Source organism: Vibrio sp. SCSIO 43153 (assembly GCF_023716625.1).
Classification (GTDB): domain Bacteria; phylum Pseudomonadota; class Gammaproteobacteria; order Enterobacterales; family Vibrionaceae; genus Vibrio; species Vibrio rotiferianus.
Genome location: NZ_CP071855.1, coordinates 377081 through 390154, shown reverse-complemented (window position 1 = coordinate 390154; position 13074 = coordinate 377081). Strand labels below are relative to the sequence as shown.

General features: G+C 45.8%; 13 protein-coding genes. 5 read left to right on the top strand and 8 right to left on the bottom strand.

The window, feature by feature from the left end:
* Nucleotide 1 precedes the first annotated feature (1 nt).
* Nucleotides 2-1534 (bottom strand): CYTH and CHAD domain-containing protein, encoded by a 1533-nt coding sequence (locus J4N37_RS01855; RefSeq protein WP_010445802.1) that lies wholly within the window; start codon nucleotides 1532-1534, stop codon nucleotides 2-4.
* Between the two features lie 205 nt (nucleotides 1535-1739).
* On the opposite strand from J4N37_RS01855, the gene J4N37_RS01850 reads away from it, so the two are divergent.
* The 3 genes from J4N37_RS01850 (at nucleotide 1740) to J4N37_RS01840 (ending at nucleotide 4601) form a co-directional block, all read left to right on the top strand.
* The gene (locus J4N37_RS01850) at nucleotides 1740-2420 is read left to right on the top strand and encodes a TIGR00153 family protein (protein WP_010445801.1); all 681 of its coding nucleotides are present in this window, start codon (nucleotides 1740-1742) and stop codon (nucleotides 2418-2420) included.
* Between the two features lie 130 nt (nucleotides 2421-2550).
* On the top strand, nucleotides 2551-3810 hold the full coding sequence (locus tag J4N37_RS01845; RefSeq protein WP_045386495.1) for an inorganic phosphate transporter: 1260 nt from the start codon (nucleotides 2551-2553) through the stop codon (nucleotides 3808-3810).
* Nucleotides 3811-3989: 179 nt separating this feature from the next.
* Complete coding sequence (locus tag J4N37_RS01840) at nucleotides 3990-4601, top strand: TIGR04211 family SH3 domain-containing protein (RefSeq protein ID WP_010445800.1); 612 nt, start codon at nucleotides 3990-3992, stop codon at nucleotides 4599-4601.
* Between the two features lie 66 nt (nucleotides 4602-4667).
* On the opposite strand, the gene J4N37_RS01835 is transcribed toward J4N37_RS01840, so the two are convergent.
* Both J4N37_RS01835 and J4N37_RS01830 read right to left on the bottom strand, forming a co-directional pair.
* Nucleotides 4668-5390 carry a general secretion pathway protein GspB gene (locus J4N37_RS01835; RefSeq protein WP_038885786.1) on the bottom strand — a complete coding sequence of 241 codons (723 nt, stop codon included), beginning with the start codon at nucleotides 5388-5390 and terminating at the stop codon, nucleotides 4668-4670.
* Nucleotides 5390-7012, bottom strand: coding sequence for an ExeA family protein (locus J4N37_RS01830; RefSeq protein WP_252041559.1), 1623 nt, complete (start codon nucleotides 7010-7012; stop codon nucleotides 5390-5392). Before J4N37_RS01830 ends, J4N37_RS01835 begins: the two co-directional genes overlap by 1 nt.
* 159 nt (nucleotides 7013-7171) lie before the next feature.
* Between J4N37_RS01830 and J4N37_RS01825 the strand changes: the two genes are divergently transcribed.
* Nucleotides 7172-8392 carry a multifunctional CCA addition/repair protein gene (locus J4N37_RS01825; protein WP_252041558.1) on the top strand — a complete coding sequence of 407 codons (1221 nt, stop codon included), beginning with the start codon at nucleotides 7172-7174 and terminating at the stop codon, nucleotides 8390-8392.
* 70 nt (nucleotides 8393-8462) lie between these two features.
* On the opposite strand, the gene J4N37_RS01820 is transcribed toward J4N37_RS01825, so the two are convergent.
* Genes J4N37_RS01820 through folB form a run of 3 tightly spaced genes read right to left on the bottom strand, consistent with a single transcriptional unit; the run spans nucleotide 8463 to nucleotide 10121 of the window.
* Nucleotides 8463-9266, bottom strand: coding sequence for an undecaprenyl-diphosphate phosphatase (locus tag J4N37_RS01820; protein ID WP_038885790.1), 804 nt, complete (start codon nucleotides 9264-9266; stop codon nucleotides 8463-8465).
* Between the two features lie 16 nt (nucleotides 9267-9282).
* Nucleotides 9283-9765: a 2-amino-4-hydroxy-6-hydroxymethyldihydropteridine diphosphokinase gene (gene folK, locus J4N37_RS01815; RefSeq protein WP_038885791.1), complete on the bottom strand. Its 483-nt coding sequence runs from the start codon at nucleotides 9763-9765 to the stop codon at nucleotides 9283-9285.
* Nucleotides 9762-10121, bottom strand: coding sequence for a bifunctional dihydroneopterin aldolase/7,8-dihydroneopterin epimerase (folB, locus tag J4N37_RS01810; RefSeq protein WP_045386484.1), 360 nt, complete (start codon nucleotides 10119-10121; stop codon nucleotides 9762-9764). Before folB ends, folK begins: the two co-directional genes overlap by 4 nt.
* A 202-nt stretch (nucleotides 10122-10323) precedes the next feature.
* On the opposite strand from folB, the gene plsY reads away from it, so the two are divergent.
* Nucleotides 10324-10935 carry a glycerol-3-phosphate 1-O-acyltransferase PlsY gene (gene plsY / locus J4N37_RS01805; protein WP_010445793.1) on the top strand — a complete coding sequence of 204 codons (612 nt, stop codon included), beginning with the start codon at nucleotides 10324-10326 and terminating at the stop codon, nucleotides 10933-10935.
* A gap of 36 nt (nucleotides 10936-10971) precedes the next feature.
* Here the strand turns inward: plsY and J4N37_RS01800 are convergent, their stop codons facing one another.
* Both J4N37_RS01800 and tsaD read right to left on the bottom strand, forming a co-directional pair.
* A complete protein-coding gene (locus J4N37_RS01800) occupies nucleotides 10972-11787 on the bottom strand; it encodes an alpha/beta fold hydrolase (protein WP_252041556.1) in 816 nt (271 codons plus the stop codon).
* A gap of 187 nt (nucleotides 11788-11974) precedes the next feature.
* Nucleotides 11975-12991 carry a tRNA (adenosine(37)-N6)-threonylcarbamoyltransferase complex transferase subunit TsaD gene (gene tsaD / locus J4N37_RS01795; protein ID WP_005450422.1) on the bottom strand — a complete coding sequence of 339 codons (1017 nt, stop codon included), beginning with the start codon at nucleotides 12989-12991 and terminating at the stop codon, nucleotides 11975-11977.
* Between the last annotated feature and the right edge of the window lie 83 nt (nucleotides 12992-13074).

Below are 13074 nucleotides of genomic sequence, written 5' to 3'. Positions count from 1 at the left end.
GCTATTCTTGCCAGTATGGCTCGACTTCAACACCGATAGCGCGAGTCTGATCCATTGCATGTAAGATTGAACGCTCCTGACGGTGCAACCAGCGTTCTAATTGCTCTTGTTCTTCCCCTTCTAGCATACCGACTAAAGGGAGTAGATGGTTCAGCATTAGCAAATCATCGATGCCATGAACCAAGTCAGCCCAAGGAAGACGGAACGTATTACGCTCTTCTGCATCATATAAGCTCGCAAATCCAATACCTGTATACAAGTTACGCAGTAAACGGTAGCGCTGATCCACATACTCTTGAGCGGATAGCTCACGCTCCGCAGGGAACGCTTCCATCAACTCCGCCCATGTACGATCCAGTTGCTTCACTGAGAAAGGTTGGATATTACTCGACATCTTCTCACGCGCTTTATCATCTAAGAATGGCTGCCAGCCACGCGTTAAGATCCAACGGCTTAAGTCCAATAGCAAACCGGTGTAACGTGCCGAGCTCAGTAGCTCTAACACTTCTTCACGGCTTGGTAACTCACCCAATTGTTGAGTCAGCTCGGATACAAGGAACTTACGCGCGTCCAGTTTACGCAGCACGTTGCCTTTATCATCTAGCAGCTCTTCTAAGTGTGCGTGTTCATCTAGCCACTCAAGCTCTTCTTCTAACCACTTCATTTCTTGGCGCAGAATTGCACTTGCTCGGCGCGGTACCATACTGCCAAAAATAGTGAAGGTTTGGCGGATAAAGCGAATCGCATTGACGATTTCTCGCAGAGATTCGACACAATCACGTTCGGTAAAGATTTGCTCGTGATAATGCCAATGCGATAGTGCATGCTCTAACGAGTTAATCAGGCAGTATTCCACGGTGTCGTTTTTACTGCTGTCGACCAGTGCTAGCGGTTTTACTTCATCACCCGCGTAGCCACTCGCTAATCGGTAACCCTTCGCAGCTTTGCTTAGATTACCAAGGCGCATACCACCCGCTTCGCACAAACTGCGAGCAAGGGTAAATAGTGCGTCTGTCTGGCCAGATTTCAGCTCAAGCTCAACTTCACAGATAGGGTCTTGCTTTTCTTCTCCGTCCGTACCTTGAGCAATCACAGCTCCTTGGTCGAAGGCAACTTCGATTTGGCTGCCATCAGGCATGCCAATCAGCCATTGTTCACGTGTGAAGTTAGTAGAGAATAGAGGCGTCAATTCCGCTTGCAGTGTTGTGACATCTTTACCTGCTGGCCAAATGTCAGAAGGATGAAGCGTGAGGTCTGGCTCATTACTGGTGTGCTCGGCATTGTATTCTGGTCTTTGGTGAAGGCCCGCTACAACGCGTCCTGCTGTTTTTACAGTCTGGACAAAAACATCATCAAAACGGCGAATTCTTAAACCAATGTCGTGCTTTCTTAGCCATTTGTCAGCGGTATCAAAATAGGTGTTACCCAAGTCACGACTACTGTGCTGAAGTACTTTTGTTTCAGAAATTTTAGCTCTTAAAGTTTCTGAAAATTCAGGAGAAACAAAAAACTTCAGTTCTATCTCGGTTTCCATAGCTATACCTTTCAAAGCAGATAGAAACAGGATATTGCCTAATTTCTCACACGGCAAGAAAGAAATATCACCCGAATGATGATCTAAAACAGTTTTAATGAGCGATTTAATGCGTTAACATGCGCGCCTTTATAGCCATCGTTCAACATTTCGCCAAGAAATGGTGTATGTTTTTTTAAGGTTATAGCTATTAGGTTGAATGACCATGCCAGTAAATACAATTATGGGGTTATTTGCAAAGTCCCCAATTAAGCCTTTGCAGCGCCACGTTGTGTGTGTCAACGAATGTTGTTCACACCTAGTTAAGTTCTTTGAAGTCTCTTCAAAGGGTGACTGGGAAAAAGCATCTGAGATCCGTTCTCAAATTTCTCATCTAGAGAAAGAAGCGGACGTGCTGAAACGTGAAATCCGTCTAAAACTGCCTCGCGGTTTGTTCATGCCAGTCGATCGTACTGACATGCTTGAGCTTCTGACTCAACAAGACAAACTTGCGAACTTGGCAAAAGACATTGCTGGCCGTGTATATGGTCGTCAACTTGTCATTCCTGAGGTTCTCCAACCAAACTTCCTCGCATACGTTCAACGTTGTCTTGATGCGGCTGATCAAGCGCAAAAAGTAATCAACGAACTTGATGAACTCCTAGAGACCGGCTTCAAAGGCCGCGAAGTAACGCTCGTTGCTGAAATGATTCATCAGTTGGACGTTATTGAAGATGATACCGATGCAATGCAGATTGAACTTCGTCAACAGCTAATGACGATTGAATCTAGCATGAATCCTATCGATGTCATGTTCTTGTACAAGATTCTTGAATGGGTAGGTGGTATTGCCGACCAAGCGCAGCGCGTAGGTGCTCGTTTGGAAGTCATGCTATCTCGATCTTAAAACATAAGTTAACGACATAACGAAGAGCATTATTAACGCGAGTCAGGTGGACGATGACAATATTCATCGTCTTCTGGTCTGACGCGCGTAAAATTTTGTTCCGCTTGTTATAAAACAACTAGGTATTACGATGGATATCCTTGCGAACTACGGCACTGTCCTGATTATTGTTGCAGCGATTTTTGGTTTCATGATGGCGATTGGTATTGGCGCGAACGACGTTGCTAATGCTATGGGTACATCTGTAGGTTCAAAAGCGCTAACCGTAAAACAAGCCATCATCATTGCGATGATCTTTGAATTTGCGGGTGCATACCTTGCAGGCGGTGAAGTAACCGACACTATCCGTAAAGGTGTTATCGAAACATCTCTATTTGCTAGCCAACCTGATATTCTTGTCTACGGCATGATGTCAGCGCTTCTTGCGGCTGGTACTTGGCTTCTACTTGCTTCTTACATGGGCTGGCCTGTATCAACTACTCACTCAATCATCGGTGCAATCATCGGTTTTGCGTGTGTATCTGTAGGTACAGAAGCGGTTGACTGGGGCAGTGTTCAAGGGATTGTCGGTAGCTGGATCATTACTCCGGTTATCTCAGGCTTCTTTGCTTACGTTATCTTTGTCAGCGCACAGCGTCTGATCTTTGATACTGAGAACCCACTATTCAACGCAAAACGTTTCGTTCCAGTTTACATGTTCATCACTACCATGGTGATTGCACTAGTAACTATCAAGAAAGGTCTGAAGCACGTAGGTCTACACCTAAGCAATGGTGAAGCATGGATGTGGGCTGCAGCGGTTTCTGCACTAGTAATGGTAGGCGGCTACATCTACATTCAGAAGAAATTCGCAAACCGTGAAGAAGACCGCAGCTTTGCTGGCGTTGAAGGCATCTTCAGCGTACTAATGGTTATCACAGCGTGTGCGATGGCATTCGCTCACGGCTCTAACGACGTAGCGAACGCGATCGGCCCACTATCAGCGGTTGTTTCAACTGTTGAACACATGGGTGAAGTAACAGCGAAAAGCACAATCGCATGGTGGATTCTTCCTCTAGGTGGTTTCGGTATCGTGGTTGGTCTTGCAACACTCGGTCACAAAGTAATGGCGACGGTTGGTACAGGTATCACTGAACTAACACCAAGCCGTGGCTTTGCTGCTCAGTTAGCAACAGCATGTACAGTAGTTCTAGCGTCAGGTACTGGCCTACCTATCTCTACCACACAAACACTGGTTGGTGCGGTTCTAGGTGTTGGTTTCGCTCGCGGTATCGCAGCACTTAACCTAGGCGTGGTTCGTAACATCGTGGCATCATGGATTGTTACACTGCCAGCAGGTGCACTATTGGCGGTGGTATTCTTCTACGGTTTGCAAGCGGCATTCTCGTAAGAACCACGAGTCTATAGATTGTTAGCGTATTGTCATTATTGACTCAAACGCACAGAAAGGGAGGCTTTGCCTCCCTTCTTTGTTGCACCAACGTTTGAAACTGCATAATATTCGTCTATTTCCGGCTCCAATAATTCGGTGCCAAAGCTGTATCCAAGAAAATCGTTAAGGGATTTACTGTGAAAAAACTAATCATCACGGTTTTGTTTACTTTGCTAGCAGCGCCAGCGGCACTAGCGGCAGACCGTTATATTTCTGATGACCTATTCACTTTTATGCACTCTGGTCCAAACAACACCTACCGCATTATGGGTAGTGTTAACGCAGGCTCTAAAGTACAACTTCTTCAAACAAATAAAGACACGGGTTACACCCAGGTTCGTGACTCACGCGGCCGTACTGGTTGGGTGCAAAGCAAGTTCGTGACCAACCAAGAGAGCATGGCTATTCGCCTACCTCGTGTTGAAAAAGAGTTGAAAGAAGTAAAAGAACAACTAGCAAACGCACGTCAGAATTCAGATACTGAAAAAGCAGGTCTAGTCACGTCACTAGAAACTCGCAATCAACAGATCTCTGATCTAGAGAAAAAATACTCAGAGATCAGTGACCAACTAACGTCGGCACAAACTGAAAACCGCGAACTTCGTGCAAAACTAGATACACAGAAAGATGACATGCTGCTTAAGTATTTCACTTACGGTGGTGGTGTAGCTGGTATTGGCCTTCTGTTTGGTTTGATTCTGCCTCACGTGATGCCACGTAGAAAGAAATCGCCAGCAGGTTGGGCATAGAACATCCTATTTAGATAAAATAAAAGCCAGTCGACTAGACTGGCTTTTTTCGTTTTAAGTACCAAACTAACCTTGCCACTCATACAGAGCCGGAATACGAATCTGTTCACCTTGGAACTCAACAATGACGGCTTGAGGTTGAATTTCTTTTAGCGTGACTTGCCCATCAACAACATCACCTTGGTGGTACTCTACATTATTGATCTTCACCCAGCGTCGCTGAGTATCACTGGAATACATGTGAGTTTGAAGATTTAGGGCAGGAAGACGTCCACGCCATTGTTGAGCATCTCGCTCTAAGTCATTAACCGCAACATCTTGTGTGATTGCTTGCTGCTGATTATTCGCCAAGGCGTTTTCGACTTTCATTGCCAAATCCGGAGATAGTGAGGACAAATCCAAATCATCAAGTGATAGTCCAAGATCATCTTGACTCTGAATGGTTGGGCTCGTTTGTTCCGTACGCATAGACGAAGCTAATAACTCACTCTCACCTTGTACCACATCATTATCAGCGAGCCCCTCTTCAACAAATGTACCAATGTTCTGTGGCCACTCTGCCGTTGGCCATTCGCGAGGCAATTGCGCTAGTTGTTGTTCTTGGGGGTAACTCAGACTTTCAAATCTTGGACTCACTTGAGTTACATCCGCTATAGTCTGCGGGTCTCGAGTCTCTACCGCATCAGATACCGCAGGTGGTTGCGAAAACAAATCTAAATACCAAGCAGCACCAACGGCAGTAAGGCTAACAGGTAATAAGAAGAGTCCGACATGCTTCATTACTGACATTATGCTCCCTCCTTATTGATAAGTTCTAACACCGGAGCATTAGACTGCACACTCTGTTGTAAGCGATCCAATGTACGTTGACCCGCAATACCATCAACGCCAATCCCTTGCCAACGTTGGAACAATTCAACCCGCTCTTTGAGCTGGCTATTAAAGATATCAGTGCCTAAAGGCTGTTCACTTACAGCCTCAGCTAAAAGCTGGTCTAGTACTTCAATCGCAGGTCCTTGCATATCCATGCGCAGCGTATCTTTCAGCGGAGCTTGCCATAGCTCGATGATATTGCCCTGCCACAATGGCTTGAGCCATGAAACTGGCAAACGAAGGCGTTGAGTGCCATTAAGCACTTCAACTTTGTCATCACCAATCGCATAAAGAATCACATAGCCAACTTGACCTTGGTAGTTCAACTCCAAAATAACCGGACGATTTTGCTGCACCAGTAAAGGCCATGTCGCCATTTTACGCTCACAGCGCATGGTCGATTGAGGTTCAGACAAGCATAAATTATCACGCACTGAAGCACGATAACCCCAAAGCTTGTAAAGCTCATTCACCGCAAGGTTCGACTGTGTCTGCTCTAGCAACGTATCGCGCTGATCATTAGTCAATTGCTCATACACGACAGGCGCGGCGGCGTGAGGGGTGGTCTGTGCGACTTCAGCAACCACAGGGTCCACGCTCGGCTTCAGAGGCACGTTTTGCGTCACTACCCAACCAATACCAATTGCAGCACATACACCGATGGCGGCAGAGCCCCACGCAGGCCATTCAAAACTGCGGCGAATCGGTTTATCTTGCTGATAAATCTCTGCTTGGAACTGCATCACCTCTTCACAAGCTTGATGCACCGTTTGTTTATCCACGCCCACGCTACCTTTGTGGTAACTGATGTTCAGGGACTTATCACAAATCAGGTTTATCAGACGCGGAATACCGTGACTGTATTTTGCAATCAACTTGGTCGAACTGCGATCAAACAACTGTTTATCACCACCAGCAGTATGCAGTCGGAACGTGATGTAGTCTGCGGTTTCCTTTTCATCCAGTGGTAGCAAGTGATAACGACCTGTAATACGCTGCGCAAGCTGACGTAGCTGTGTCGTTTGTAATAAGCGTTGCAACTCTGGCTGACCGACCAAAAGTACTTTAAGTAGTTTTCGAGTATCCGTTTCTAGATTGGTCAACAGACGCAATTGTTCAAGCACATCTGCTGCTAAATGCTGTGCTTCATCAATCACTAGTAGCGTTTGCCAACCAGATTTATGGTTGTGCTTCAAATATTCATAGATAGCTTGATTGAGCTGCTTAAGCGTCGCTTCTTGCGGATAGGCAACGTTGAATTCGTCACAAATAGCCTCTAGTAAGTCTCGACTTGAGAACGTCGGGTTAAGGATTAACCCTGCTTTAGTGTCCTCATTCAGGTTGGCGAGCATGGCTTTTGCAACCGTGGTTTTACCTGTTCCTACCTCACCGGTTAGCATGGCAAAACCACCACCATCTCCTAACCCCGCCTGAAGATGCGTAATGGCCTCTTTGTGACGTTGACTCAAATACAGATAACGCGAGTTTGGAACAATAGAAAATGGCAGTTCAACAAACCCGAAAAAGTCCTTATACATAGGATCTCCAGCTAAAATCCTCCCGTAATTGAATCGGGAAATTCCTTCATAGACCTAAAAGAGACTCGACATCTTCGTTTTAGTTCTTTTAGGAGTAATGCAAATTACCATTGCTTGCTACAATGTCCAACGTCATATCAATAAATTAAGAGGTAATGCGTGCAAGTTTATTTAGTTGGCGGTGCGGTTCGAGATCATCTACTTGGCATTGATAGCTATGACAAAGACTGGGTTGTGGTTGGAGCAACGCCAGAAATCATGCTCAGCCAAGGTTATACAGCAGTAGGTAAAGACTTTCCTGTGTTCTTGCACCCCAAAAGTAAAGAAGAGCACGCCCTTGCGAGAACTGAGAGAAAGTCAGGCTCTGGCTATACTGGCTTTGAGTGTTTCTTTGATCAAAGTGTTACCTTAGAAGATGATCTGATCCGTCGAGACCTCACCATTAATGCCATGGCAATGGATGATAACGGCAAACTTTACGATCCCTACGGAGGCCAGCAAGATCTACAGGCTAAACTGTTACGGCACGTCTCTAACGCATTTAGCGAAGATCCTCTTCGTGTCCTCCGCGTAGCCCGTTTTGCAGCTAAGTTAGCGCACTTAGATTTCAGTGTAGCAGATGAAACTATGCAGCTTATGCGCGAAATGGCCGAATCTGGTGAGCTGAGCACGCTGACACCAGAACGTGTTTGGCAAGAATGGTACAAGTCGCTTTCTACATCACGTCCAGATGTATTCTTATCTGTACTTAAAGAGTGCGGTGCATTAGCAGTCGTATTGCCTGAAATTGATGCACTTTTTGGTGTACCTCAACCTGAAAAATGGCATCCAGAAATCGACACTGGAATCCATACCTTAATGGTGGCAGAACAAGCTGCAAAGCTCAGTAACTCGCTGCCAGTCAGATTTGCAGCGCAAGTACATGATCTGGGTAAAGGTGTGACGCCAGAGAATGAGTGGCCAAGCCATAAAATGCATTGTCACACTGGCTTGAAGCTGATTAAAAAGTTATGTGATCGTGTACGCGTACCGAATGAGTTCCGCGACTTAGCGTTAATGGTGTGTGAGCAGCACTCGAATATCCATCGTGCTGGTGAACTCAAACCACAAACCATCATTAAGATTCTTAACAAATTTGATGTATGGCGTAAGTACGAACGCTTACAAGATATCTTGATTTGCTGCCAAGCCGACCACGCTGGCCGTAAAGGGTTAGAAAACCAGCCTTACCCACAAGCACAGCTGTTTATGCAAGCTTACCAAGCCGCAGCGGCGGTCGATGTACAAGTGATTATCAAAGATGGCTTCAAAGGCCCAGCGATTCGCGATGAACAAGAGAAACGTCGCATTGAAGCGGTCAGGGTAACGCTAGGAAAATAGACCGATAGGTACATAACGAACAAACAAAAACGCCCGCTATAGAAAGCGGGCGTTTTCATTTGGATTGGATTTAAGCCGTTAGCAGAAACGCAAACAGACCGAAACCTAGAATCAAACGGTAAATCACAAATGGAGTCATACCCATACGTGAAATCATTTTCAAGAAGAAGTGGATACAGATGTAGGCACTGATAAATGAAGTCACGATACCTGTCAGCAAGAAACCGATGTGTACTGGTTCACCACTGGTCACCAACTTCATGCCTAGATAACCACCAGCCAAAGTGATGATTGGAATAGACATTAGGAATGAGAAACGCGCCGCTGCTTCACGAGTGAAGCCTAAGTAAAGTGCAGCCGTAATTGTTGCACCAGAGCGTGACGTACCAGGGATCATTGCCAGCGCTTGTGAGATACCAATAAATAGAGCTTTCTTCCAGCCTGTTTGGTACTCATCGGCAACCAACTTGGCATTCTTATCCACCCACCAAAGTAGCAGGCCGAAAATAATCGTAGTGGTCGCAATAACGTAAGCACTGCGAAGGTAAACCTCTATGATGTCTTTCATCAGCAAACCGAACACACACGCCGGGATCGTCGCAATCACGATCATCCATGCTAGTTTTGCTTCTTTACTGCGATCGCCTTTAAAGATCGAGGCAAATAGCGCTTGGAAAAGCGTGATCACTTCTTGTCGGAAATAGATCACCACCGCCATCAACGTACCAACGTGAACGGCAACATCAAATGCCAAGCCTTGGTCTTCCCAACCAAGAATGGCTGATGGCAGGATCAAGTGAGCAGAGCTGGAAATTGGCAAAAACTCTGTCAGACCCTGAATCAGAGCCAAAATAAAGGCTTCAAAGTAACTCATGTAAACAACTCAAAAATTAAAGCGAAAAAGAAACGGGTTTAAGCGAAGATACTGACTTCATGGTCTGCCAAATATCTGCGATTGTTCGTCCATCGCCGGGGATCACTAAATTTGGTTCGAGATCATATAAAGGCTTCGTGACAAAAGGATATTTGTAGATGTCACTGCGCGGCAGCTCGGGCTTTTGCTGCGATATGCTCTCACCGAATAGGACTATATCGAGATCTAAGGTTCGATCCTGATATTTCTGCGCATTTTCCTCACGTCCCCACTTAAATTCAATCTCGCGTAAACGAACACTCAACTCTTCGAGTGACAACTCCGTAACAAAACTAATTACAAAGTTGTAGAAATTTTGACTGCTAAAGCCGATTGGCTCGCATTCATATATCGGCGACACACAAAGATCGAATCCTAACTTTTGCAGCTCTTGATAAGCAACATGCGCATGATGCTCTCTATCTATATTGGAGCCCACGCCGATATACGTTTTTATCATGCGGCGCCTCGCTCAATGACCACACCAACAGCACGAGCTTGAGGAACTGCGCCTGGTTTCGCCAAACGAATTTTTACCCAAGGCACGGAGAAGCGTTGCATAATTAGCTCTGCGACCTCTTCTGCAACACGCTCAACTAACAAAAAGCGACCATTTTCGATGTGATTCAATACCGCTTCACTCACTTGAGAGTAATCTAACGCATCTTGAACATCATCACTTTTGCCCGCCGGTTTGTTGTCGTGTGCCATTTCGATATCGAGAACCAACTTTTGCTTAATCTGCTGCTCCCAATCATATACACCGATAGTGGTGATTACTTCTAACTGTTCAATAAATACTTTATCCAGAGCCATCTTCTGTCCTTTATTGCAGAGGTCGGATACCCGACTGAAGGGTTTTGATCGTAAAATTAGCTATCTGCGAGAACTCTTTATATACAGAACATGGCACAATGCAAGTTCAATCGCAGAGAGTATTTTTGCAATATGTAAATTCGCGGTATGATACCAACAACCGGGGATATGAGCATTAAATTCCAATCCATCAAGGACTTCTATGGACGCACTGGCACTGATAATGACGATGGCAGCCTATTTACTGGGGTCAATCTCTAGTGCGGTGCTGATTTGTCGTCTGCTTAAATTGCCAGACCCAAGGGATGTAGGGTCAAACAACCCCGGAGCCACCAATGTATTAAGGATTGGAGGTAAAGGAGCAGCAGCAGCAGTTTTATTATGTGATATGCTAAAAGGTACCATCCCCGTCTGGAGTGGTTACTTTCTTGGTATCGATCCTATCATTCTTGGCGTAGTCGCTATTGCAGCGTGTCTTGGTCACATGTATCCGATCTTCTTCCATTTTAAAGGTGGAAAAGGCGTCGCAACAGCACTTGGTGCGATAGCCCCGATAGGTTTAGATCTGACAGGACTCGTGATGCTGACTTGGCTCTCAGTAGCCATTCTGTTTCGTTATTCTTCTCTGGCGGCTCTCGTCACGGTATTGGTAACCCCCTTCTATGCTTGGATGTTTAAACCGCAATATACTCTCCCCGTAGCTATGCTCTGTTGCTTAATCGTACTTAAGCACCATCAGAACATTCGTCGCCTCTTGTCAGGAGAAGAACCTAAAATCGGTGAGAAAAAATTAGCAGAAAAAAACTCGGCCTAATGCCGAGTTTTTCGTCTTGAGCCGCTGATAGCTGAACTATGCGTGTACTTTGTTTAAAAAGCTCAATAGCATTTGGTTCACAAAAGCTGGCTGCTCCAGAGAACTAATATGCCCCGCTTCGGGAATCTCCACTAACTCACTGCCCGTAATGCAATCATTCATTAAGTAAGATTCAAAGACCGGACGTGGCTTATCCTCACGACCAACCGCAATCAAAGTTGGCAATGCGAACATTTCAGAATCTTCAATCACATCACGACGGCCAAACACCATACGCCCAACACGAGCCACTTCGACTGCGCGCTCACCTTGCAATGCTGCTAAGCTCTGTTTGAATGAAGCCACCAACTCCGGATTCACTTGCTCGGCATTGTTGGCAAAGAACAGCGGTGTTACGACTTCAACAATCGGAGCTGGCACGGCTTGAACTTGGCTAATAGTATCTAGCATTGCAAAGTACTTTTTGTGCGTCACTTCTGGCTCTAGACCAATGAATGTATCCATCAAAACTAGTGATTTCACGCGCTGCGGTGCTTGAGCAGTAAGCTCAGCCCCCCACATACCGCCCACAGATAAGCCCACAATAGAAAACTGCTCGATCTCTAAATGATCCATCAACGCCAGCATATGTTGAGCGTAATCTACTAAAGATCGTGTCGAAGCAGGCGCGGCGTCCGACTCACCATGCGCCCATAGATCAGGCACGATACAACGATATGATTGGCTCAACACTTCAATCTGTGGAGCCCACATTTGGTTATCCCACAAGTAGCTGTGACCAAACAGCAATACAGGACCTTCGCCCTTATCTAGGTAAGCAAGCTGCTGAGCTTCAATTTCAAACTTATTCATTGTTATATCCATTTATTATTCTTCGGCACAATCCTATCACTGAAACGAAACAAAACTGCTCGCATCAGTTAGGCTCTTACAATCAATTACACAAGGTCTTTCAATTAGCTAGTTAAAAATAAAGGCCTCTGATGAGCAGAGACCTTTATCGTGTTGAATATATTTCAAACCTTCAGTAGAAGTTTGATTACGCGATTGGCGTAAGCTGGTCGATAGGCCAACGCGGACGCGCTTCTACCGACATATCTGCCACTTCACCGTTTTTCAGGCGTTGCATACCTGCGTATGCGATCATCGCGCCATTGTCCGTACAGAACTCAGTGCGTGGGTAGTAAACTTCACCACCAACTTTCTTCGCCAGTTTTTCAAGCTCAGCACGCAGACGACGGTTAGCACTTACACCGCCAGCAATAACAATGCGCTTCATACCCGTTTGCTCAAGTGCGCGCTTACATTTAATTGCCAGCGTAGCACATACCGCTTCTTCGAATGCGTAAGCGATATCAGCGCGAGTTTGTTCATCATCACCGTTTGCAGCAATCGTGTTTGCCGTGAAAGTTTTTAAACCTGAGAAGCTCATGTCCAAACCTGGCACATTCGTCATTGGACGTGGGAATTTAAAGCGACCCGGAGTACCTTTTTCAGCCAACTTAGATAACAGTGGACCACCAGGGTAATCCAAGCCCATTAGCTTCGCAGTCTTATCGAATGCTTCACCCGCCGCATCATCAATAGATTCGCCTAGGATTTTGTACTCGCCGATGCCTTTAACTTCAACCATCATTGAGTGACCACCCGATACCAATACCGCCACAAATGGGAACGGTGGTGGGTTATCTTCTAGCATAGGCGCCAGTAGGTGACCTTCCATATGGTGAACAGGCACCGCAGGCACACCCCAAGCATAAGCAATACTGCGACCGATAGTGGCACCGACAAGCAATGCACCTACCAAACCCGGACCTGCCGTGTATGCAACACCGTCGATGTCTTTGGAAGTCAGATTCGCTTCTTTCAGAGCCTCTTTAATAAGAGGAATGGTTTTCTTAACATGGTCACGTGAAGCCAACTCAGGCACCACGCCGCCGTAATCTGCGTGAAGTTTTACTTGGCTGTAAAGCTTGTGTGATAAAAGACCCTTCTCATCGTCATAAATCGCGATGCCAGTCTCGTCACAAGAGGTTTCAATACCAATAATGCGCATGGTTTTCTCAGTGTGCTTTCTATATAGAGGAAATTTGGGCGTCATATTACCCTGCCTTGGTGCTTCAAACAAATTTTGTACAG